Source organism: Clostridium sp. D53t1_180928_C8 (assembly GCF_015667795.1).
Classification (GTDB): domain Bacteria; phylum Bacillota; class Clostridia; order Clostridiales; family Clostridiaceae; genus Clostridium.
In genome coordinates this window covers 204,491-226,808 of record NZ_JADPEL010000003.1, presented here as the reverse complement: position 1 = coordinate 226,808, position 22,318 = coordinate 204,491, and the positions used below count along the sequence as shown (strand labels likewise).

At 35.0% G+C, this 22,318-nt stretch carries 23 protein-coding genes and 1 other annotated feature; all 23 genes read left to right on the top strand.

All coding sequences use genetic code 11. From position 1 onward, the window contains the following. Window positions 1–7: 7 nt before the first annotated feature. The 23 genes from tuf (I4V51_RS03900) to rpsC all read left to right on the top strand — a co-directional run bounded on the left by tuf (I4V51_RS03900) (window position 8) and on the right by rpsC (window position 22,310). Window positions 8–1,201: an elongation factor Tu gene (gene tuf, locus I4V51_RS03900; protein WP_195986994.1), complete on the top strand. Its 1,194-nt coding sequence runs from the start codon at window positions 8–10 to the stop codon at window positions 1,199–1,201. Window positions 1,202–1,376: 175 nt separating this feature from the next. Further along, window positions 1,377–1,526: a 50S ribosomal protein L33 gene (gene rpmG / locus I4V51_RS03895; protein ID WP_042402281.1), complete on the top strand. Its 150-nt coding sequence runs from the start codon at window positions 1,377–1,379 to the stop codon at window positions 1,524–1,526. A 50-nt stretch (window positions 1,527–1,576) separates the two neighbouring features. Next, window positions 1,577–1,813 carry a preprotein translocase subunit SecE gene (gene secE / locus I4V51_RS03890; RefSeq protein ID WP_195468533.1) on the top strand — a complete coding sequence of 79 codons (237 nt, stop codon included), beginning with the start codon at window positions 1,577–1,579 and terminating at the stop codon, window positions 1,811–1,813. Window positions 1,814–1,852: 39 nt separating this feature from the next. After that, on the top strand, window positions 1,853–2,374 hold the full coding sequence (nusG, locus tag I4V51_RS03885; protein WP_133017084.1) for a transcription termination/antitermination protein NusG: 522 nt from the start codon (window positions 1,853–1,855) through the stop codon (window positions 2,372–2,374). Between the two features lie 81 nt (window positions 2,375–2,455). After that, window positions 2,456–2,881, top strand: coding sequence for a 50S ribosomal protein L11 (gene rplK, locus I4V51_RS03880; protein ID WP_042402288.1), 426 nt, complete (start codon window positions 2,456–2,458; stop codon window positions 2,879–2,881). Window positions 2,882–2,941: 60 nt separating this feature from the next. Continuing rightward, a complete protein-coding gene (gene rplA / locus I4V51_RS03875) occupies window positions 2,942–3,631 on the top strand; it encodes a 50S ribosomal protein L1 (protein ID WP_133017083.1) in 690 nt (229 codons plus the stop codon). Window positions 3,632–3,676: 45 nt separating this feature from the next. Further along, window positions 3,677–3,808: a sequence feature (ribosomal protein L10 leader region), on the top strand. Window positions 3,809–3,844: 36 nt separating this feature from the next. After that, window positions 3,845–4,348: a 50S ribosomal protein L10 gene (rplJ, locus tag I4V51_RS03870; protein WP_195987030.1), complete on the top strand. Its 504-nt coding sequence runs from the start codon at window positions 3,845–3,847 to the stop codon at window positions 4,346–4,348. 33 nt (window positions 4,349–4,381) lie between these two features. After that, complete coding sequence (gene rplL, locus I4V51_RS03865) at window positions 4,382–4,747, top strand: 50S ribosomal protein L7/L12 (RefSeq protein ID WP_005212821.1); 366 nt, start codon at window positions 4,382–4,384, stop codon at window positions 4,745–4,747. Between the two features lie 329 nt (window positions 4,748–5,076). After that, the gene (gene rpoB / locus I4V51_RS03860; protein WP_195986999.1) at window positions 5,077–8,784 is read left to right on the top strand and encodes a DNA-directed RNA polymerase subunit beta; all 3,708 of its coding nucleotides are present in this window, start codon (window positions 5,077–5,079) and stop codon (window positions 8,782–8,784) included. Window positions 8,785–8,805: 21 nt separating this feature from the next. Further along, window positions 8,806–12,342 (top strand): DNA-directed RNA polymerase subunit beta', encoded by a 3,537-nt coding sequence (gene rpoC / locus I4V51_RS03855; RefSeq protein WP_195986998.1) that lies wholly within the window; start codon window positions 8,806–8,808, stop codon window positions 12,340–12,342. Window positions 12,343–12,493: 151 nt separating this feature from the next. After that, window positions 12,494–12,733 (top strand): ribosomal L7Ae/L30e/S12e/Gadd45 family protein, encoded by a 240-nt coding sequence (locus I4V51_RS03850; protein WP_195986997.1) that lies wholly within the window; start codon window positions 12,494–12,496, stop codon window positions 12,731–12,733. Between the two features lie 55 nt (window positions 12,734–12,788). Further along, the gene (rpsL, locus tag I4V51_RS03845) at window positions 12,789–13,166 is read left to right on the top strand and encodes a 30S ribosomal protein S12 (protein WP_133016968.1); all 378 of its coding nucleotides are present in this window, start codon (window positions 12,789–12,791) and stop codon (window positions 13,164–13,166) included. Window positions 13,167–13,321: 155 nt separating this feature from the next. Beyond that, window positions 13,322–13,792 carry a 30S ribosomal protein S7 gene (gene rpsG, locus I4V51_RS03840; RefSeq protein WP_195986996.1) on the top strand — a complete coding sequence of 157 codons (471 nt, stop codon included), beginning with the start codon at window positions 13,322–13,324 and terminating at the stop codon, window positions 13,790–13,792. A 77-nt stretch (window positions 13,793–13,869) separates the two neighbouring features. Then, complete coding sequence (fusA, locus tag I4V51_RS03835; RefSeq protein ID WP_195986995.1) at window positions 13,870–15,936, top strand: elongation factor G; 2,067 nt, start codon at window positions 13,870–13,872, stop codon at window positions 15,934–15,936. Window positions 15,937–16,119: 183 nt separating this feature from the next. Next, on the top strand, window positions 16,120–17,313 hold the full coding sequence (gene tuf / locus I4V51_RS03830; RefSeq protein WP_195986994.1) for an elongation factor Tu: 1,194 nt from the start codon (window positions 16,120–16,122) through the stop codon (window positions 17,311–17,313). A 750-nt stretch (window positions 17,314–18,063) separates the two neighbouring features. Beyond that, window positions 18,064–18,372, top strand: a complete 309-nt coding sequence (gene rpsJ / locus I4V51_RS03825) for a 30S ribosomal protein S10 (protein WP_021876938.1) — start codon at window positions 18,064–18,066, stop codon at window positions 18,370–18,372. Between the two features lie 80 nt (window positions 18,373–18,452). Continuing rightward, window positions 18,453–19,082 (top strand): 50S ribosomal protein L3, encoded by a 630-nt coding sequence (rplC, locus tag I4V51_RS03820; protein WP_195986993.1) that lies wholly within the window; start codon window positions 18,453–18,455, stop codon window positions 19,080–19,082. 24 nt (window positions 19,083–19,106) lie between these two features. Beyond that, on the top strand, window positions 19,107–19,727 hold the full coding sequence (gene rplD, locus I4V51_RS03815) for a 50S ribosomal protein L4 (protein ID WP_195986992.1): 621 nt from the start codon (window positions 19,107–19,109) through the stop codon (window positions 19,725–19,727). Then, entirely contained in the window at window positions 19,727–20,023 is a 297-nt protein-coding gene (gene rplW / locus I4V51_RS03810) for a 50S ribosomal protein L23 (protein WP_133016289.1), read from the top strand. The genes rplD and rplW overlap by 1 nt, the downstream gene beginning before the upstream one ends. Window positions 20,024–20,081: 58 nt before the next feature. Then, window positions 20,082–20,915 carry a 50S ribosomal protein L2 gene (gene rplB / locus I4V51_RS03805; protein WP_195986991.1) on the top strand — a complete coding sequence of 278 codons (834 nt, stop codon included), beginning with the start codon at window positions 20,082–20,084 and terminating at the stop codon, window positions 20,913–20,915. A 64-nt stretch (window positions 20,916–20,979) separates the two neighbouring features. After that, window positions 20,980–21,264, top strand: a complete 285-nt coding sequence (rpsS, locus tag I4V51_RS03800) for a 30S ribosomal protein S19 (protein WP_005212052.1) — start codon at window positions 20,980–20,982, stop codon at window positions 21,262–21,264. A 21-nt stretch (window positions 21,265–21,285) separates the two neighbouring features. Next, window positions 21,286–21,621 carry a 50S ribosomal protein L22 gene (gene rplV / locus I4V51_RS03795; RefSeq protein ID WP_005212053.1) on the top strand — a complete coding sequence of 112 codons (336 nt, stop codon included), beginning with the start codon at window positions 21,286–21,288 and terminating at the stop codon, window positions 21,619–21,621. 20 nt (window positions 21,622–21,641) lie between these two features. Next, window positions 21,642–22,310, top strand: a complete 669-nt coding sequence (gene rpsC / locus I4V51_RS03790) for a 30S ribosomal protein S3 (RefSeq protein WP_195986990.1) — start codon at window positions 21,642–21,644, stop codon at window positions 22,308–22,310. Window positions 22,311–22,318: the final 8 nt, after the last annotated feature.

Below are 22,318 nucleotides of genomic sequence, written 5' to 3'. Positions count from 1 at the left end.
ATTTCAAATGGCAAAGCAAAAGTTCGAAAGAAGTAAACCACACGTAAATATCGGAACAATCGGTCACGTAGACCACGGTAAGACTACATTAACAGCTGCTATCACAACAGTATTAGCAAACAGAGGGTTCGCAGAAGCGTTCAACTATGCTGATATAGATAGAGCTCCAGAAGAAAAAGAAAGAGGAATCACAATCAACACAGCTCACGTTGAATACGAAACAGAAAACAGACACTACGCTCACGTTGACTGTCCAGGACATGCTGACTACGTTAAGAACATGATCACTGGTGCTGCTCAAATGGACGGTGCTATATTAGTTTGTTCAGCTGCAGATGGTCCAATGCCTCAAACAAGAGAGCATATACTACTTGCATCAAGAGTTGGTGTTGACTACATCGTTGTTTTCTTAAACAAAGCAGATATGGTTGACGATGAAGAATTATTAGAATTAGTTGAAATGGAAGTTAGAGAATTATTATCTGAATACAACTTCCCAGGAGATGATATTCCAGTAATCAAAGGATCAGCTTTAAGAGCATTAGAAAACCCAACAGATGCAGATGCAACTGCTTGTATCATGGAATTAATGGATGCTGTAGATAGCTACATCCCAACACCAGAAAGAGCTACAGATAAGCCTTTCTTAATGCCAATCGAAGACGTATTTACAATCACAGGTAGAGGTACTGTTGCAACTGGTAGAGTTGAAAGAGGTATCTTACACGTATCTGATGAAGTAGAAATCGTTGGATTAATGGAAGAAAAGAGAAAAGTTGTTGTTACAGGAATCGAAATGTTCAGAAAGTTATTAGATGAAGCACAAGCTGGAGATAACATCGGAGCATTATTAAGAGGGGTTCAAAGAACTGAAATCGAAAGAGGTCAAGTTTTAGCTAAAACTGGATCAGTTAACCCACACAGCAAGTTCGTAGGTCAAGTATACGTACTTAAGAAAGATGAAGGTGGTAGACATACTCCATTCTTCGATGGATACAGACCACAATTCTACTTCAGAACAACAGACGTTACAGGATCAATCAAATTACCAGAAGGAATGGAAATGGTTATGCCTGGAGACCACATCGATATGAACGTTGAGTTAATCACTCAAGTAGCTATGGATGAAGGTTTAAGATTCGCTATCAGAGAAGGTGGAAGAACTGTAGGTTCAGGAGTTGTTACTTCTATAATAGAATAGTAAAAGTTTTACTTAACATATATAAGGGCTGGGTTAGTTTACCTAGTCCTTTACAAAGCTAATATTATTGACATAATATCGGTTTTGTGGTAAGGTGTTTAAGTAATTAACGAAATAGATAACACAATATCATATAGACTTATATAATTATTTGGATAAACTGGAGGTGCAGACTGTGAGAGTTAAGGTAACATTAGCATGCACAGAGTGTAAGCAAAGAAATTACAACACAATGAAAAACAAGAAAAACAACCCAGACAGAATGGAAATGAATAAATATTGCAGATTCTGTAAAAAACACACACAACACAAAGAAACTAAATAGTTCGCTTTAGAGTGATGACACATACTCGCAATAGTTAAGGATGTGAAGTAATGGCTATTAAAGAAAATGTAAATGTAAATATTAATACTAAGACTTCTGAAAAAAGAGGGATTTCTAAGTTTTTTAGAGAGCTTAAGGCAGAGGTTAAAAGAATAACTTGGCCTTCTAAAGATGACACAAAAAAAGCGTTAATTGCAGTAGGCGTAGTCGTACTAATATATATTGTATTAGTAGGCGGGTTAGATTATATTTTTACAAACCTCTTTAAATTGATTTTTAAACTATAATGAAGGAGGTTTAGGTGAGGTTTCTCATCTATAGTAAATATGAGTGAAAGAGCTAGATGGTATGTAGTACACACATATTCAGGATATGAGAATAAGGTTAAAGCTAACCTTGAAAAAACTATAGAAAATAGAAATCTTGAGCATTTACTTCTTGATATTCAAGTTCCTATGGAGGAAGTTATTGAAGAAAAAGATGGAAAGCAAAAGGTTTCCTTAAAGAAAAAATTCCCAGGATATGTGTTAGTTAAGATGCTAATGACTGATGAGTCATGGTATGTGGTTAGAAACACAAGAGGTGTAACAGGATTTGTTGGACCAGGTTCTAAACCAGTACCTCTTACTGATGAGGAAGTAGAATCAATGGGTGTTGTTGAAATGCCGATTGATATTGACTTAGAAGTAGGAGAAAGTGTAAGAGTTATCTCAGGGCCGCTAAGAGAATTCGTAGCGATAATCCAAGAGATAAGTGTTGAAAAACACAAAATAAAAGCTTTAATAGATATGTTCGGCAGAGAAACATTAGCTGAACTAGATTTTAACCAAGTTGAGAAATTAGTTTAATATATTATATATAAAACTAATGTTTTTAATTAAGTGGGAGGACAAAAAGTCCGTATTACCACAGTATAGGAGGAATAGTAAATGGCTAAGAAAGTAACAGGAATGATTAAATTACAACTTCCTGCAGGTAAGGCAACACCAGCACCACCAGTAGGTCCAGCATTAGGGCAACATGGTGTTAACATTATGGGATTCTGTAAGGAGTTTAACGCAAAGACTGCTAATCAAGCTGGATTAATAATACCAGTTGTTATAACAGTATACCAAGATAGATCTTTTAGTTTTATCTTAAAGACTCCTCCGGCTGCAGTTCTAATTAAGAAAGAATTAGGATTAGAAAGCGGATCAGGAGTTCCAAACAGAACAAAGGTTGGAACATTAACTAAGGATCAAGTAAGAAAGATCGCTGAATTAAAGATGCCAGACTTAAACGCTGCAACAATCGAAACTGCTATGAGCATGATCGAAGGTACTGCAAGAAGTATGGGTGTTACAATAGCAGAGTAATTCTGAGTTTTTTAAAATGTGGGAGGTAAAAACCGCTAAAACCACGAAGGAGGCATAACAATGGGAAAGAAATATGTTGAAAGTTCAAAATTAGTTGATAAGAACGTTTTATACACACCAGCTGAAGCATTAGATTTAGCTGTAAAAACTGCAAAAGCTAAGTTCGATGAAACAATCGAATTACATGTAAGATTAGGGGTAGACCCAAGACACGCTGACCAACAAGTTAGAGGAGCTGTTGTTCTTCCAAACGGAACTGGTAAGACTGTTAAAGTTTTAGTGTTCGCTAAAGGTGCTAAAGCTACAGAAGCTCAAGAAGCAGGAGCAGATTTCGTTGGAGCTGAAGAATTAGTTCAAAAGATCCAAGGTGAAAACTGGTTCGATTACGATGTAGTAGTAGCTACACCAGATATGATGGGTGTTGTTGGTAGATTAGGTAGAGTTTTAGGACCTAAGGGATTAATGCCAAACCCAAAATCAGGAACAGTTACATTTGATGTTGCTAAAGCTATAGCTGACATCAAAGCTGGTAAGGTAGAATATAGAGTTGACAAAACTGCTATCGTTCACTGCCCAATCGGAAAAGCTTCATTTGGAGTTGAAAAATTACAACAAAACTTCCATGCTTTAATGGATGCTTTAGTTAAGGCTAAACCAGCTGCTGCTAAGGGACAATACGTTAAATCAGTATCTGTTTCAAGCACAATGGGACCTGGAGCTAAAATTAACCCAACAAAAGTTTTAGATTAATATTGACATAGTGAAATTTACATAGTATAATAAATTTCGTTGTGAAAAAAGAGAATACTGTTTCCGTAGACAGTAGGTGCCGTAAGGTTTAAAGTAATCGCCTGCCTAGGATAACTAGATAAGTGATTGTTTATTTGGTCTTCCTGTGTCTATGGGAAGACCTTTCTTAATATATATTACAGTTAATAACTGTGAGGAGGTGGACACACAGTGATAAAGAAGAACAGACAAATTAAAGAAGCTAAAGTAGCTGAAATTAAAGAGAAGTTAGAAAAAGCTCAAGGTATAGCATTAGCTGATTACCAAGGTTTAACAGTTGAAGAAGATACAATGTTAAGAAAGAGCTTAAGAGAAGCTGGTGTTGAATATAAAGTTTACAAAAACTCATTAGTAACATTAGCAGCTAACGAATTAGGTTTAAGTGATTTAGAACAATATTTAGAAGGACCAGTTTCTATAGCATTCGGATATGAAGATGCTACTGCTCCTGCTAGAGTATTAAATAACTTCGCTAAGGACCACAAGAAGTTAGAATTAAAAGCAGGTGTTGTTGACGGTATTGTTTATGACAAGGCTGGAGTTGAAAAACTTGCAACAATCCCATCAAAAGAAGTTCTTATTGCAAAACTTCTTGGAAGCTTCAAAGCTCCATTATCAAACCTTGCATATTTATTAAATGCAATTAAAGAAAAAAAAGAATCAGAGTCAGCTGAATAATAAACTGATAAAAATTTTGGAGGTGCAATTAAAATGACAAGAGAAGAAATCATTCAAGCTATAAAAGAAATGACTGTTTTAGAATTAAACGAATTAGTAACTGCTTGCGAAGAGGAGTTTGGTGTTAGCGCTGCTGCTCCAGTTGCTGTTGCTGGTGGAGCTGTTGCAGGTGCTGCAGCAGAAGAAAAGACTGAGTTCGACGTAGTATTAGCTAATGCTGGTGCTAACAAGATCAAAGTTATCAAAGTTGTTAGAGAAATAACTGGATTAGGATTAAAGGAAGCTAAAGAAATAGTTGACGGAGCTCCTAAGACATTAAAAGAAGCTGTTTCTAAAGAAGAAGCTGAAGACATGAAAGCTAAATTAGCTGAAGTTGGAGCTGAAGTAGAAGTTAAGTAATTTCTTAACTTAATATAAAAAAGGTGCTTTATAGCACCTTTTTTATTGCCTAAATAGTTTTTATGGAATAAAAAAACTATAATTTGAGAAATACTATTATATTGATAAAATGCAAATAAAATGCAAGTGTATAAAAGTATTGACAAAGAAAAATTGATATGTTACTATCATAAAATGTACTATTCATTATGGATAATTATATATTCTTGCGAAAATGAGTATAATCAGTAAAAAAGTGGTTATACTATAACGTGATGCTCTCCGAAAGCATAGGTCCTTAGGGAAATTATGTTTTTGGTTATTTTACTTTAAACAAGGGGTGAAAATTCATGGTACATCCTGTCCAAGTCGGAAAAAGAACTAGAATGAGCTTTGCTAAGGTTAAAGATGTAACCGAAATGCCAAACTTAATCGAGGTACAATTAGATTCTTACGAGTGGTTTTTAAGAGAAGGGTTATTAGAAGTTTTTGATGACGTAAACCCTATTTCAAACTTTACTGGTAATCTAGTACTTGAGTTTGTAGACTATAAACTTGATATGGATAATATTAAGTACTCAGTGGAAGAGTGTAAAGAAAGAGATTGTACTTACGCGGCTCCACTAAAAGTGTCAGTAAGACTGACAAACAATGAAACAGGAGAAATAAAAGAACAAGAAGTGTTTATGGGTGATTTCCCATTAATGACTGAACAAGGAACTTTTATTATTAACGGTGCTGAAAGAGTTATAGTAAGTCAGTTAGTTAGATCTCCAGGTGTTTACTATAGTAATACTGTTGATAAGAGTGGTAAAAAACTATTTTCATCAACTGTTATTCCTAACAGAGGTGCATGGTTAGAATATGAAACAGATTCTAATGATGTTATTTATGTTAGAATTGATAAAACTAGAAAATTACCAATTACAATTTTAGCTAGAGCTATGGGTTATGGAAGTGACCAAGAGCTTTTAGACTATTTTGGTGAAGAAGAAAGATTTAAAGCAACAATAGAAAAAGATAACACTAAAACTAAGGAAGAAGCTTTACTTGAGATTTACAAGAGATTAAGACCAGGTGAACCACCAACAGTTGATAGTGCTGTATCTTTAATTGACTCTTTATTCTTTGATGCAAAAAGATATGATTTATCAAGAGTTGGTAGATATAAATTTAACAAAAAATTAGCTATTAATCTTAGATTAATAAATCAAATAGCAGCAACTGATATTATAAACCCTTCAACTGGAGAAATAATGGTTGAACAAGGTGAAAAAATAAGCAGAGCTATGGCTTCTAACATACAAAATGCAGGGATAAACTCTGTTGATATTTTAGTAGAAGATAAAGTATTAAGAGTAATAGGAAATCATTTTGTTGATTTAGAAAAAGTTTTACCTTTTGATGTTAGTGATTTAAACATAAGAGAGGCTGTTCATTATCCTACTTTAATGGAAATCTTAGAAAACTATGATGATGAACAATCTATAAAAGAAGAAGTTAAAAAGAACATAACTAGATTAATACCTAAGCATATTGTAAGAGATGATATATTTGCAACAATAAGCTATGAGTTAGGATTAGCTTATGGTGTTGGATATACTGATGATATAGACCATTTAGGTAATAGAAGATTAAGATCTGTAGGAGAATTACTACAAAATCAATTCAGAATTGGTTTATCAAGAATGGAAAGAGTAGTTAAAGAAAGAATGACTATTCAAGACCAAGAGGCAATTACTCCTCAAATGTTAATAAACATTAGACCAGTAGCTGCAGCTATAAAAGAATTCTTTGGTAGTTCACAATTATCACAATTCATGGATCAAACGAATCCGCTTTCAGAATTAACACATAAGAGAAGATTATCTGCGTTAGGACCAGGAGGACTTTCAAGAGAAAGAGCTGGTTTCGAAGTAAGAGACGTTCACCACTCACATTATGGTAGAATGTGTCCTATAGAAACTCCAGAAGGACCAAATATAGGATTAATCAACTCACTTGCAACATATGCAAAAGTTAATGAATATGGATTTATAGAAACTCCATATAGAGTTATTGATAAAGAAACAGGAAAAGCTACAGATGAAATAAGATACTTTACAGCTGATGAAGAAGATTTATACTTAATTGCACAAGCAAAGGAACCTATTGGCGAAGACGGAAGATTCGTTGACAGTAGAGTTACTGTTAGACATAAGCATGACATATTACAAGTTAATGCTAAAGACGTAGATTTAATAGACGTTTCACCAAGACAAATAGTTTCGGTTGCAACAGCAATGATACCTTTCCTTGAAAATGATGACGCATCTAGAGCACTTATGGGAGCAAACATGCAACGTCAAGCAGTTCCACTATTAAAGCCACAAGCGCCTATAGTTGGTACAGGAATAGAGTATAGAGCAGCAGCAGATTCAGGAGTATTACCTAAGGCTAAAAATTCAGGTACTGTTGTATATGTAAGTTCTTCAGAAATCAGAGTCAAGAGAGACGTTGATGGAGGAATTGACACATATAAATTACTTAAATTTAAGAGAAGTAACCCTGGTACTTGTATTAACCAAAGACCATTAGTTGATAAGGGTGAAATTGTATTTAAGAACCAAGTATTAGCTGATGGACCAGCAACTGACCTAGGAGAAATCGCATTAGGAAAGAATATCAGAATGGGATTCATCACATGGGAAGGTTATAACTACGAGGATGCTATGCTTATCTCTGAAGAATTAGTAAGAGAGGACGTATTTACTTCTATTCATATTGAAGAATATGAATGTGAAGCTAGAGATACTAAGCTAGGACCAGAAGAAATAACAAGAGATATTCCAAACGTAAGTGAAGATGCTCTTAAGGATATAGATGAAAGAGGAATAATCAGAATCGGTGCTGAAGTTAGATCAGGAGATGTACTTGTAGGTAAAGTTACACCTAAGGGAGAAACTGAATTAACAGCTGAAGAAAGATTATTAAGAGCTATATTTGGAGAAAAAGCTAGAGAAGTTAGAGATACTTCTTTAAGAGTTCCACATGGAGAAGCTGGTATTATCGTTGATGTAAAAGTATTTACAAGAGAAAACGGTGATGACTTAAATCCAGGTGTTAATGAGCTTGTAAGATGTTATATAGCTCAAAAGAGAAAAATATCTGTTGGAGATAAGATGGCAGGACGTCATGGTAACAAAGGGGTTATTTCTAGAGTTTTACCAGAAGAAGATATGCCATTCTTACCAGATGGTAGACCACTACAAATTTGTTTAAATCCACTAGGGGTTCCATCACGTATGAACATCGGTCAGGTATTAGAAGTTCACTTAGGTTGGGCTGCAAGTGCATTGGGATGGCACATTGCAACACCTGTATTTGATGGTGCAACAGAAAAGAACATTGAAGAATGTTTAGAAAAGGCTGGGTACAATGCAAACGGAAAGACTGTATTATACGATGGAAGAACTGGAGAGCCATTTGATAATGAAGTTACAGTTGGTATAATGTATATCTTAAAGCTTGCTCACTTAGTTGATGATAAGATCCATGCTAGATCAACAGGTCCATACTCACTAGTTACTCAACAACCACTTGGAGGTAAAGCTCAATTTGGTGGTCAAAGATTCGGAGAAATGGAAGTTTGGGCATTAGAAGCTTATGGTGCAGCTCATACATTACAAGAAATCTTAACAGTTAAGTCAGATGACGTTGTAGGTAGAGTTAAGACATACGAAGCGATAGTTAAGGGTGAAAATATCCCTGAACCAGGAGTTCCAGAATCATTTAAGGTTCTTATAAAAGAACTTCAAGCTTTATGCTTAGATGTTAAAGTTTTAAATGAAGATAACGAAGAAGTTAAATTAAAAGAATTCTCAGACGAGGACTCTGAAGAATTAGAAGTAAATATCGAAGGAACTGAAGAAGTTGTTCCAGAACAATTGACAGGTGATGATAGTTACACAACTAATGATGAGGAAATTGAAGAAGATATAGATTATGAATCATTTACTTTAGAAGGTTTCCATGAAGAAGAATTAGAATTAGATGATTTCGTTAATGACGAACACTAAAATTGAAGGGAGGATATACCCTTGTTTGAATTGAACAATTTTGATGCTATACAAATTGGTTTAGCTTCTCCAAGCCAAATTAGAGAATGGTCTAGAGGTGAAGTTAAGAAACCTGAAACAATTAATTATAGAACTTTAAAACCAGAAAGAGATGGTCTATTCTGTGAAAGAATATTTGGACCAATGAAAGACTGGGAATGCCATTGTGGTAAATACAAGAGAGTTAGATACAAAGGTATTGTTTGTGACAGATGTGGAGTTGAAGTTACAAAAGCCAAAGTAAGAAGAGAGAGAATGGGGCATATTGAACTGGCTGCCCCAGTATCTCACATTTGGTACTTTAAAGGGATTCCATCAAGAATGGGATTACTTTTAGATATGTCACCAAGAGCTTTAGAAAAAGTTCTTTACTTTGCTTCATATGTAGTTATAGACCCTAAGGAAACATCACTATTAAAGAAACAACTTTTAAGTGAAAAAGAATATAGAGAAGCTGTAGATAAGTTTGGAGAAGAAAGTTTCGTAGCTGGAATGGGTGCGGAAGCTGTTCAAGAAATCTTAGGTGAAATAGACTTAGAAGCAACTTCAAGAGACTTAAAAGAAGAGTTAAAGACTAGTAGTGGTCAAAAGAAAGTAAGAATCATAAGAAGATTAGAAGTAGTTGAATCTTTCAGAAAATCAGGAAATGATCCAAGATGGATGGTTATAAACGTAATTCCTGTTATTCCACCAGATTTAAGACCAATGGTTCAATTAGATGGAGGAAGATTTGCAACATCTGACTTAAATGATTTATATAGAAGAGTAATTAACAGAAATAACAGATTAAAGAAGCTTTTAGATTTAGGAGCTCCTGATATAATTGTTAGAAATGAAAAAAGAATGCTTCAAGAGGCAGTTGATGCTCTTATAGATAATGGTAGAAGAGGAAGACCGGTTACAGGGCCTGGTAATAGACCTTTAAAATCATTATCTGATATGTTAAAAGGTAAGCAAGGGAGATTTAGACAAAACTTACTTGGTAAGAGAGTTGACTATTCTGGTAGATCAGTTATCGTTGTTGGACCAGAGTTGAAAATGTACCAATGTGGTTTACCAAAAGAAATGGCTTTAGAGTTATTCAAGCCTTTCGTAATGAAAAAGTTAGTTGAAGATGGTGTTGCTCACAACATAAAGAGCGCTAAGAGAATGGTTGAAAGAGTTAATGATCAAGTATGGGATATACTTGAAGAAGTTATTACTGATCATCCAGTTTTACTTAACAGAGCACCTACTCTACATAGACTAGGAATTCAAGCATTCCAACCTGTATTAGTTGAAGGTAGAGCAATAAAACTTCACCCATTAGTATGTACAGCATATAACGCCGATTTCGATGGTGACCAAATGGCTGTTCACGTACCTTTATCTGTTGAAGCACAAGCAGAGGCAAGATTCTTAATGCTTGCAGCTAATAATATTATGAAACCTTCAGATGGTAAACCAGTGTGTGTACCAACACAGGATATGGTTTTAGGATCATACTATTTAACAATGGATAAGGAAAACGCTAAGGGAGAAGGAATGTATTTCTCATCAGTTGATGAAGCTATAATGGCTTATAATGTTGGAGAAATTGCTATTCATGCTGCAATTAACGTTAGAATGTTTAAAGAAGTAGATGGAGTAGTTAAGCACGGTATAATTAAAACTACAGTAGGTAAAATTATATTCAATGAATCTATTCCTCAAGACTTAGGATATGTTAATAGAGAAAATACAGAAACAGAATTCGATCTTGAAGTTGATTTCTTAATAACTAAGAAGACTTTAGGTAAATTAATAGATAAGTGTTATATAAAACACGGTCCTACTAATACATCAATAATGTTAGATAAGATCAAAGCATTAGGATACCACTATTCATCTATCGGTGCCGTAACAGTTGCTGCATCAGATATGATAGTACCTGAAGCTAAGTATGAATTACTTAGAGAAGCTGAAGAAACAGTTGAAAAGGTAGAAAAGATGTATAAAAGAGGATTCATATCTGAAGATGAAAGATATGAAAAAGTTATTGAAAAATGGAGTAAAACTACAGAAGATGTTGCCAATGCACTAATGGATAGCTTGGATAAATTCAACCCAATATTCATGATGGCTGACTCAGGGGCCAGAGGATCTAAGGCTCAAATCAAGCAATTAGCTGGTATGAGAGGACTTATGGCGGCTCCATCAGGTAAAATCATCGAATTACCAATCAAGGCTTCATTCAGAGAGGGTCTTGACGTATTAGAATACTTCATTTCAACACATGGTGCTAGAAAGGGTAATGCCGATACAGCGCTTAAGACTGCCGATTCAGGTTACTTAACAAGAAGGCTTGTTGACGTATCACAAGACGTTATCGTAAGAGAAGAAGACTGTGGTACTGATAGAGGATTAATTGTTGCTGAAATTAAAGAAGGTAATGAAGTAATTGAAGGATTAGCAGAAAGATTATACGGAAGATATACTGCTGAGGATATTATTGATCCTCAAAGTGGTGAATTATTATTAGCAAAAGATCAATATATTGAATCTCATATGGCTGATAGAATTACAGCTGCAGGAGTTAAGAAAGTTAAGATAAGATCTGTCTTCACTTGTAACTGTAAAGTGGGTGTTTGTGCTAAGTGTTATGGTATGAATATGGCTACAGCTCAAAAGATTAATATAGGAGAAGCTGTTGGTATAATAGCTGCTCAATCAATCGGAGAACCAGGTACTCAGCTTACAATGAGAACATTCCATACTGGTGGTGTTGCTACAGGTGCGGATATCACTCAAGGTCTTCCTAGAGTTGAAGAATTATTTGAAGCTAGAAAACCAAAGGGTCTTGCTATAGTTTCTGAAATTGCAGGTACTGTAAGAGTTGAAGAAACTAAAAAGAAAAAGACTGTATATGTAATGGGAGCTGACGGAGAAGAACGTAGCTATGACATTCCATTTGGTTCAAGATTAAGAGTATCTGATAATGATGTTATCGAAGCAGGAGACGAAATTACAGAAGGTTCAGTTAACCCTCACGATATAATGAATATTAAAGGTGTTGAAGGTGCTAGAAGATACTTACTTTCAGAAGTTCAAAAAGTTTATAGACTTCAAGGTGTTGATATTAATGATAAGCACTTAGAAGTAGTTGTTAGACAAATGACTAGAAAGGTAAAAGTTTCTGATTCTGGAGATACAGAGTTATTACCGGGTACAATGATAGATATGTTTGACTTTGAAGAAGAAAATGCAAGAGTAAGAGAATTTGGTGGAGAAGAAGCTAAGGGCGAAATGGCGTTATTAGGTATAACAAAAGCAGCTCTAGCAACTGATAGTTTCTTATCAGCAGCTTCATTCCAAGAAACAACAAGAGTTCTTACAGAAGCAGCTATCAAAGGTAAAATTGATCCATTAATAGGATTGAAAGAAAATGTTATTATAGGTAAGTTAATTCCAGCTGGAACAGGCATGATGAGATATAGATCTGTGAAGCTTGATGTACCAGGGGAAGAAGCTGAAGAAGATAATATTGATACAATAGAATAATACAATGCAATTTTATTGACATGTGTATGCTTAAATGATAAAATACCAATTGTGTGATTTTAAAGCTACACTACAGTATGATTGTCTACATGATTTATGGAGGCATCCTGTATAGCATGCCTCTGTGAACTTTAATTAAGGAGGGGGATTCATGTTAGACAGAATTGTAGTAAAAAAAGTAATTGGAATAAAACAATGCACTAAATTGCTGAAAAGTGATGAAGGTAAAGTTTTATATGTAGCTAAAGATGCAAATGCTAAGTTGATTTCTCCAATCATTCAACTAGCAAAAGAGAAAAACATTGACATTGTAGAGATACCTACAATGAACGAACTTGGGAAGATAAGCGGAATTGATGTTAAATCATCAGCGGTATTGACCCTAGAATAATAAATTAGTGTTTATCTTATTTTATATAGATAAATAAATTTCAGGAGGTGAAGAAATGCCAACTATAAGCCAATTAGTAAGAAAAGGTAGAAAGACTGTTGTTAACAAATCAACAGCACCAGCACTAAACGAGTGTCCACAAAGAAGAGGAGTTTGTACAGTTGTTAAAACTACTACTCCAAAGAAGCCTAACTCAGCGTTAAGAAAAATTGCGAGAGTAAGACTTACAAATGGATTCGAAGTTACTGCTTACATCGGTGGTGTAGGTCACAACTTACAAGAGCACAGCGTTGTTCTTATAAGAGGTGGTAGAGTTAAGGACCTTCCTGGTGTTAGATACCATATCGTAAGAGGAGCACTAGACTGTGCTGGAGTAGCTAACAGAATGCAAGGAAGATCTAAATACGGTGCTAAGAGACCAAAGCAAAAATAGTTTTCTAAACTAAGACAGTGCTTATCTTCGGCATTTACATAGACTAGAAATTTTACATAAGTTTATATAGATGTAAGAAGCGAAGCACTTTACGGTAATAAAAAATTACCGAGTACCTATGAATTAAATTTAAAATTGTTAAGGAGGGAAGAAAAGTGCCAAGAAAAGGATTTATCGCAAAAAGAGATGTATTACCAGATCCAATGTACAACTCAAAGGTTGTTACTAAGTTAATAAACAACGTAATGGAAGATGGTAAAAAAGGAGTAGCACAAAAGATTTGCTACGAAGCGTTTGAAATTATGGCGCAAAAAACAGGCAAAGATGCTTTAGAAGTATTCGAAGAAGCTATGAACAATGTTATGCCTTTATTAGAAGTTAAAGCTAGAAGAATAGGTGGTGCTAACTACCAAGTTCCAATCGAAGTTAGACCTGAGAGAAGACAAACTTTAGGGTTAAGATGGATTTTAGCTGCTGCTAAAAAAAGAGGCGAAAAAGTTATGGCTCAAAGATTAGCTGGAGAATTATTAGATGCAGCTAACAATACTGGAGCTGCTGTTAAGAAGAGAGAAGATACTCACAAAATGGCAGAAGCAAACAAAGCATTCGCTCACTACAGATACTAATATTACAAGAACTGTTTTGGCTTATGCCAAAACAGTTTTGTCGAATATAAAATTACTCATTGAGAGGAGGACACACAATGGCTAGAAAATATCCATTAGACAAATTCCGTAACTTCGGAATAATGGCTCACATTGATGCTGGTAAAACAACAACAACTGAGAGAATATTATTCTATACAGGAAAGAGCCACAAAATAGGAGAAGTTCATGAAGGTGCTGCTACAATGGACTGGATGGTTCAAGAACAAGAAAGAGGTATAACAATTACTTCTGCAGCAACAACTTGTTTCTGGGAAGGTCATGAATTAAATATCATAGATACTCCGGGACACGTAGACTTCACAGTAGAAGTTGAAAGATCATTAAGAGTTCTTGATGGAGCTGTTACAGTTCTAGACGCTAAGAGTGGGGTTGAACCACAAACTGAAACTGTTTGGAGACAGGCAGATAAGTATGGCGTTCCAAGAATGATTTATGTTAATAAGATGGACGCTACAGGAGCTGATTTCTTCAGATGTATAAACACTGTTAGAGATAGATTAAAAGCTAATGCAGTTCCAATACAAATACCAGTAGGTGCTGAAGCTGAATTCAGAGGGATGATCGATTTAATATCTAATCATGCTATCCTTACTTATGATGATTTAGGTAAAGATGTAAGAATAGAAGAAATTCCTGCAGAATTAGCAGATCAAGCTGAAGAATATAGAATGGCTATGATTGAAGCAATAGCTGAAACTGATGAAGCGTTAATGGAAAAATACCTTGAAGGTGAAGAGTTAACAGAAGAAGAGTTACATGCTGCTTTAAGAAAAGCTACTATAGCTAATGAAATAGTTCCATGTATATGTGGATCTTCATACAAAAATAAAGGGGTTCAAGAAATGATCAACGGTGTTGTTGCTTACTTACCATCACCATTAGATATTCCTGCAATCCAAGGTCAAACTTTAGAAGGTGAAGAAGATTCAAGAGAAGCTTCAGATGAAGCTCCAATGGCTGCTTTAGCATTCAAAATTGCTACTGACCCATTCGTTGGAAAACTTGCCTTCACAAGAATTTACTCAGGTATAATGAATAGTGGTTCATATGTTCTTAACTCAACTAAGGGTAAGAAAGAAAGAATCGGAAGACTTGTTAAGATGCACTCAAATACTAGAGAAGAAGTTGAGTCATTAGAAGCAGGTGAATTAGGAGCAATCATAGGATTAAAGAACACTACAACAGGTGATACTTTATGTGATGAAAACTCACCAATTATACTTGAATCAATGGAATTCCCAGAACCAGTTATATCTGTAGCTATCGAGCCAAAGACAAAAGCTGGTCAAGAAAAGATGGGATTAGCTTTATCTAAGTTAGCTGAAGAAGATCCAACTTTCAAGACTTGGACTGATCAAGAAACAGGTCAAACAATCATTGCTGGTATGGGTGAATTACACTTAGATATCATCGTTGATAGATTAACTAGAGAATTCAAAGTTGAATGTAACGTTGGAGCTCCTCAAGTTGCTTACAAAGAAACTATCAGATCAGCTGTTAAAGCTGAAGCTAAATACGCTAAGCAATCAGGTGGTAAGGGTCAATACGGTCACGCTGTAATTGAAATGGAACCAACTGAAGGCGAATACGTATTTGAAAATGCTATCGTTGGGGGAGCTGTTCCAAGAGAATATATTCCTGCTATCGATGCTGGTATACAAGAAGCTGCTAAGAACGGTATAATAGCTGGATACGAGGTTATAAACTTCAAAGTTAAGTTAGTACACGGTTCTTACCATGAAGTCGATTCATCTGAAATGGCATTCAAGATTGCTGGTTCTATGGCATTCAAGAACGCTATGCAAAAAGCAAGCCCAGTATTACTTGAACCAATGATGAAGGTTGAAGTAACTGTACCAGAAGAGTACATGGGAGATGTTATTGGTGATATCAACTCAAGAAGAGGTAGAATGGAAGGAATGGAAGCTGTTAACGGAGCTCAAGTTATTAGAGCGTACGTACCACTAGCTGAAATGTTCGGATATGCTACAGCTTTAAGATCTAGATCTCAAGGTAGAGGTAACTACTCAATGGTATTCGATCACTATGAAGAAGTTCCAAAGAGCATACAAGAAGAAGTTGCTGGTAAGAGAGCTAAATAGTTTTAAATTTTGTAATAATTTTTTGTAATGTTATCCATAATATATTTATGGATAGCATTGCAGAAATTAATATATATTAATTAATTAAAAAATAATTTAAATTTATAATAAAAAACAAATTTAGGATTTTATAATATAATTAAAATTCAAAAAAAGTTTGTTTCCATAAAGGAGGATTTTCAAATGGCAAAGCAAAAGTTCGAAAGAAGTAAACCACACGTAAATATCGGAACAATCGGTCACGTAGACCACGGTAAGACTACATTAACAGCTGCTATCACAACAGTATTAGCAAACAGAGGGTTCGCAGAAGCGTTCAACTATGCTGATATAGATAGAGCTCCAGAAGAAAAAGAAAGAGGAATCACAATCAACACAGCTCACGTTGAATACGAAACAGAAAACAGACACTACGCTCACGTTGACTGTCCAGGACATGCTGACTACGTTAAGAACATGATCACTGGTGCTGCTCAAATGGACGGTGCTATATTAGTTTGTTCAGCTGCAGATGGTCCAATGCCTCAAACAAGAGAGCATATACTACTTGCATCAAGAGTTGGTGTTGACTACATCGTTGTTTTCTTAAACAAAGCAGATATGGTTGACGATGAAGAATTATTAGAATTAGTTGAAATGGAAGTTAGAGAATTATTATCTGAATACAACTTCCCAGGAGATGATATTCCAGTAATCAAAGGATCAGCTTTAAGAGCATTAGAAAACCCAACAGATGCAGATGCAACTGCTTGTATCATGGAATTAATGGATGCTGTAGATAGCTACATCCCAACACCAGAAAGAGCTACAGATAAGCCTTTCTTAATGCCAATCGAAGACGTATTTACAATCACAGGTAGAGGTACTGTTGCAACTGGTAGAGTTGAAAGAGGTATCTTACACGTATCTGATGAAGTAGAAATCGTTGGATTAATGGAAGAAAAGAGAAAAGTTGTTGTTACAGGAATCGAAATGTTCAGAAAGTTATTAGATGAAGCACAAGCTGGAGATAACATCGGAGCATTATTAAGAGGGGTTCAAAGAACTGAAATCGAAAGAGGTCAAGTTTTAGCTAAAACTGGATCAGTTAACCCACACAGCAAGTTCGTAGGTCAAGTATACGTACTTAAGAAAGATGAAGGTGGTAGACATACTCCATTCTTCGATGGATACAGACCACAATTCTACTTCAGAACAACAGACGTTACAGGATCAATCAAATTACCAGAAGGAATGGAAATGGTTATGCCTGGAGACCACATCGATATGAACGTTGAGTTAATCACTCAAGTAGCTATGGATGAAGGTTTAAGATTCGCTATCAGAGAAGGTGGAAGAACTGTAGGTTCAGGAGTTGTTACTTCTATAATCGAATAGTTTTAAACTTTTCAAATTAAGTTTTAAATTCTTTTTAAATATAAATTTTAAATTAAAGCGCTTAGAATAATGTGATCACAAAAAAAGAGAAAGAGTAAGGGGACGCCTTTGCTCTTTCTTTTTTTGCTTATTAATATATACTAATAATTATAAAAGCTAAAAAAGTATAAAAATAAAAAAATAAAGCAATGAAGTTTTTTTAGATATATAGTATAAATAGAATGTGTATTATTAAAAGAGAAGAATAGTAATTGTTTTTATTATTATATGTGATGAGAATATATAAAGTAATTCAGAAATTATGTATATAGAAACTAAAAATAAGCATAAAAAATGTTTATAATACAATAAATTGGTTAAATATATATAATATAAGGCAATAGAAACTAAAATTTCATCAAATATACTATTGAAAAAATTTTAAATTCGATATAAAATTATAACAGTTGAACGACAGGATTACTTCTAAAAACTTAAAAAATTTTTATAAAAAATGGTTAAAAAAAGATGAAAAAAAAGTCTTGATAAAGATTTATAAAGATAGTATAATAAAGAAGTTGTGTAGCATAACGCGATGAATCAAGAGGTTGCCGGACTTCCGGGTTATTCTTGAGGAGCAAGTCAGGATCTAGAATCCGACGGCAGGGATAGTAACTTGTGTTCTTAGGTAGGAAACACCAGGAACAGTTTACATAACTATTGCTGTTGTGCGTTAGAAGTAAAGCGTACATGAAAAGGAGGGAAACCAGAATGTCAAAACAAAAAATAAGAATCAGATTAAAGGCTTTTGATCACACTATATTAGATCAATCTGCTGAAAAAATCGTTGAAACAGCTAAATCAACAGGAGCTAAGGTTGCAGGTCCAGTACCACTACCTACTGAAAAAGATGTTGTTACTATATTAAGAGCTGTTCATAAGTACAAAGATTCAAGAGAACAATTCGAAATCAGAACACACAAGAGATTAATCGACATCGTTAATCCATCACCAAAGACTGTTGATGCATTAATGAGATTAAACTTACCTGCTGGTGTAGATATCGAAATAAAGCTATAATAGCTTAACTATTAAATAAACAGTTTGAACGGTTATGATTGCAAGAGCAATCCGCTAATGCGTTTAGGAGGTGTAAATACATGAAAAAAGCTATAATCGGTAAGAAAATAGGGATGACTCAAATTTTCGATGAAAATGGAAAGGTAGTTCCTGTAACTGTAGTAGAAGCTGGACCATGTGTTGTTGTTCAAAAGAAGACTATCGAAAAGGATGGTTATGAAGCAATACAAGTTGGTTTCGGTGAAATAAGAGAAAAATTAGTTAATAAGCCAAGAAAAGGACACTTTGCTAAGGCTGGAGTATCTTTAAGAAGAACATTAAAAGAGTTCAGATTAGAAGATTGCAGCGCTTACGAAGTAGGTCAAGAAATCAAAGCTGATTTATTTGCAGCTGGAGATAAGATTGACGTTTCTGGAGTTTCTAAAGGTAAGGGATTCCAAGGGGTTATTAAGAGATGGAATGCTAACAGAGGGCCAATGTCACACGGTTCTAAGTTCCACAGAGCAGTAGGTTCAATGGGAGCTTCTTCTGATCCATCAAGAACATTCAAGAACAAGAACATGCCAGGACACATGGGAGCTGTTAACACAACAGTATTAAACTTAGAAGTTGTTAAAGTAATAGCTGAAAAGAACTTAATATTAGTTAAGGGTGGTATCCCAGGTGCTAACAAGAGCACAGTTGTAATAAGAAACGCTGTTAAAGCTTAATTTCTTTAGAAAGGAGGAGACAGAATGCCTACAGTAGGATTATTTAACAAAGAAGGAAATAAAATTGAAGATATTCAATTAAATGATAAAGTATTCGCTGTTGAAGTGAATGCAGATGCTATGCACCAAGTAGTTGTTGCATTATTAGCTAACAAGAGACAAGGAACTCAATCAGCTAAGACTAGAGCTGAGGTTAGAGGAGGCGGAATCAAGCCTTGGAGACAAAAGGGAACTGGTAGAGCTAGACAAGGATCAATCAGAGCACCACAATGGATCAAAGGTGGAGTTGTATTCGCACCAAAGCCAAGAGATTACAGAATGTCAGTACCAAAATCAATGAGAAAAGTTGCTATGTTATCAGCTTTAACTAGCAAGGTTCAAAATGATGAAATGGTAGTATTAGACAGCTTAACATTAGAAGCTCCTAAGACTAAGGAAATAGTTAAAATGTTAAATGCTTTCAATGCTAAAAAGACATTAATCGTTACTGCTGAAGCAAACGAAACAGTTTACAAATCAGCTAGAAACATAGAAGGAGTAGCAGTACTTCCAGTTAACAACATCAACGTTTATGATTTATTAAAATACTCAAAAGTAATCATGACTAAGGATGCTGTATCAAAGATTGAGGAGGTGTACGCATAATGAAGTTAACAAGCCACGATATAATCAGAAAACCAGTTATAACTGAAAAGTCAATGGCTGCAATGGCAGAAAAGAAGTACACTTTCATAGTTCATATGAGCGCTAATAAGGTTCAAATCAAAAAAGCGGTTGAAGAAGTTTTCGGCGTTAAAGTTGAAAAAGTTCAAACTATAAGAACTATGGGAAAAACTAAGAGAATGGGCGTACATGTTGGTAAAAGAGCTGACCAAAAGAAAGCTATAATCACATTAGCTCAAGATAGCAAAGGTATTGAATTCTTCGAAGGAATGCAATAATATCAAAGCGTAGTATTGGTAAAAATACCAGATAAGCTTAAAGAAGGAGGGAATTAGCATGGCAGTTAAAAAGTTTAGACCTACTACACCATCAAGAAGAGAAATGACTATGGCTAGTTTTGAAGAAATAACTACAAACAGCCCAGAGAAATCACTTCTTGTTTCTTTAAAGAAAACTGGTGGTAGAAATGCACAAGGTAAAATAACTGTTAGACACCACGGTGGTGGAGCTAAGAGAAAGTATAGAATAATAGATTTCAAGAGAAATAAGGATGGTGTTCCAGCAAAAGTTGCTACTATAGAATACGATCCAAACAGAACAGCATACATTGCTTTAGTAGTATATGCTGATGGTGAAAAGAGATATATCATTGCACCAGTAGGATTAAAGGTTGGAGATACAATCGTATCTGGACCAGAAGCTGATATCAAAGTTGGTAATGCAAAAGCATTAAAAGATATGCCAGTTGGTACAGTTGTTCACAACATAGAATTACAAGCTGGTAAAGGTGGCCAAATGGTTAGATCAGCAGGTACTTCTGCTCAATTAATGGCTAAAGAAGGTAACTATGCAACATTAAGATTACCTTCAGGTGAAATGAGATATGTAAGAATCGAATGTAAAGCTACAATCGGTACAGTTTCTAACACTACTAACGATATCATTAACATTGGTAAAGCTGGTAGAAAGAGACACATGGGATGGAGACCTACAGTTAGAGGTTCTGTAATGAACCCTTGCGATCACCCTCATGGTGGTGGTGAAGGTAGATCACCAATCGGTAGACCAAGTCCAGTTACTCCATGGGGTAAACCAGCACTTGGATACAAGACTAGAAAGAATAAGAAGTATTCTGATAGATTCATAATAAAGAGAAGAAATAGTAAGTAATTGAAGAGAATTAATTCTCTTCAGGCTTACTGGGCCTAGAGATTATGAAGGGAGGCAAATTATAGTGAGTAGATCAATAAAAAAGGGACCTTTCGTACACGAAGGACTTTTAAAGAAGATAGAAGAAATGAATGCTAATGGTGAAAATAAGGTTGTTAAGACTTGGTCAAGATCATCAACAATTTTCCCACAAATGATTGGTCATACAATCGCTGTTCATGATGGTAGAAAACACGTTCCAGTATATGTGAGCGAAGATATGGTAGGACACAAATTAGGAGAATTTGCACTTACTAGAACATACAGAGGACACGATTACGACGAAAAAGCATCAAGAAAAAGAAAGTAATCTGGGAAAGGAGGAACACCAATGGAAGCTAGAGCTATAGCTAAATATGTTAGAATGTCTCCAATGAAAGTAGGAGTTGTTCTTGATTTAATAAGAGGAAAAAACGTTAACGAGGCTTTCGCTATATTACAATACACTCCAAAAGATGCTGCAGTTGTTATAAACAAAGTTTTAAAATCAGCTGTTGCAAATGCAGAGAACAATCATGACTTAAATGTTGAAAACTTATATGTTGCTGAAACATTCGTAGGTGCTGGTCCAACTTTAAAGAGATTCAGACCAATGGACCACGGTAAAGCGTTCAGAATCAATAAGAGAACAAGTCATATAACAGTAGTAGTTAAAGAAAGAGCTTAGTAAGAAGGAGGGAAAAACAAGTGGGTCAAAAAGTACATCCTCACGGACTTAGAGTTGGAGTTATCAAAGGTTGGGATGCAAAATGGTATGCTGATAAGAGAACATTTGCAGATAACTTAATCGAAGATAACAAAATAAGAGAATTCGTAAAGAAAGAACTTTTCTCAGCTGGAATCGCTAAGATTGAAATCGAAAGATCAGCTAAAAGAGTTAAGTTAAATATATATACTGCTAAACCAGGTGTTGTTATCGGTAAAGGTGGTGCAGGAATCGAAGCTTTAAAAGCTAAGATTGCTAAATTAGTAAACGGAAAGAACATTTTAATAAACATAGTTGAAGTTAAGAATGCTGAAGCAAACGCTCAATTAGTTGCTGAAAACATTGCTGCTCAATTAGAAAAAAGAGTTTCTTTCAGAAGAGCTATGAAACAAAGCATCCAAAGAGCTATGAGATTAGGAGCTAAGGGTGTTAAAACAGCTTGTTCAGGAAGATTAGGCGGAGCTGAAATCGCTAGAACTGAACAATATCACGAAGGAACAATTCCACTACAAACATTAAGAGCTGATATCGATTATGGATTTGCTGAAGCAGATACAACATACGGTAAAATCGGAGTTAAGGTTTGGGTTTATAATGGAGAAGTTCTTCCAACTAAAAAAGTTGAAAAGAAGGAAGAAGTTAACGCGTAAGAAAGGAG

What these genes read in the sequence shown, in the direction of transcription:
- tuf (WP_195986994.1), top strand. Translation starts at nt 8, where the DNA reads ATGGCAAAGCAAAAGTTCGAAAGAAGTAAACCACACGTAAATATCGGA.
- secE (WP_195468533.1), top strand. Translation starts at nt 1,577, where the DNA reads ATGGCTATTAAAGAAAATGTAAATGTAAATATTAATACTAAGACTTCT.
- nusG (WP_133017084.1), top strand. Translation starts at nt 1,853, where the DNA reads ATGAGTGAAAGAGCTAGATGGTATGTAGTACACACATATTCAGGATAT.
- rplK (WP_042402288.1), top strand. Translation starts at nt 2,456, where the DNA reads ATGGCTAAGAAAGTAACAGGAATGATTAAATTACAACTTCCTGCAGGT.
- rplA (WP_133017083.1), top strand. Translation starts at nt 2,942, where the DNA reads ATGGGAAAGAAATATGTTGAAAGTTCAAAATTAGTTGATAAGAACGTT.
- rplL (WP_005212821.1), top strand. Translation starts at nt 4,382, where the DNA reads ATGACAAGAGAAGAAATCATTCAAGCTATAAAAGAAATGACTGTTTTA.
- rpoB (WP_195986999.1), top strand. Translation starts at nt 5,077, where the DNA reads ATGGTACATCCTGTCCAAGTCGGAAAAAGAACTAGAATGAGCTTTGCT.
- I4V51_RS03850 (WP_195986997.1), top strand. Translation starts at nt 12,494, where the DNA reads ATGTTAGACAGAATTGTAGTAAAAAAAGTAATTGGAATAAAACAATGC.
- rpsL (WP_133016968.1), top strand. Translation starts at nt 12,789, where the DNA reads ATGCCAACTATAAGCCAATTAGTAAGAAAAGGTAGAAAGACTGTTGTT.
- fusA (WP_195986995.1), top strand. Translation starts at nt 13,870, where the DNA reads ATGGCTAGAAAATATCCATTAGACAAATTCCGTAACTTCGGAATAATG.
- tuf (WP_195986994.1), top strand. Translation starts at nt 16,120, where the DNA reads ATGGCAAAGCAAAAGTTCGAAAGAAGTAAACCACACGTAAATATCGGA.
- rpsJ (WP_021876938.1), top strand. Translation starts at nt 18,064, where the DNA reads ATGTCAAAACAAAAAATAAGAATCAGATTAAAGGCTTTTGATCACACT.
- rplC (WP_195986993.1), top strand. Translation starts at nt 18,453, where the DNA reads ATGAAAAAAGCTATAATCGGTAAGAAAATAGGGATGACTCAAATTTTC.
- rplD (WP_195986992.1), top strand. Translation starts at nt 19,107, where the DNA reads ATGCCTACAGTAGGATTATTTAACAAAGAAGGAAATAAAATTGAAGAT.
- rplW (WP_133016289.1), top strand. Translation starts at nt 19,727, where the DNA reads ATGAAGTTAACAAGCCACGATATAATCAGAAAACCAGTTATAACTGAA.
- rplB (WP_195986991.1), top strand. Translation starts at nt 20,082, where the DNA reads ATGGCAGTTAAAAAGTTTAGACCTACTACACCATCAAGAAGAGAAATG.
- rplV (WP_005212053.1), top strand. Translation starts at nt 21,286, where the DNA reads ATGGAAGCTAGAGCTATAGCTAAATATGTTAGAATGTCTCCAATGAAA.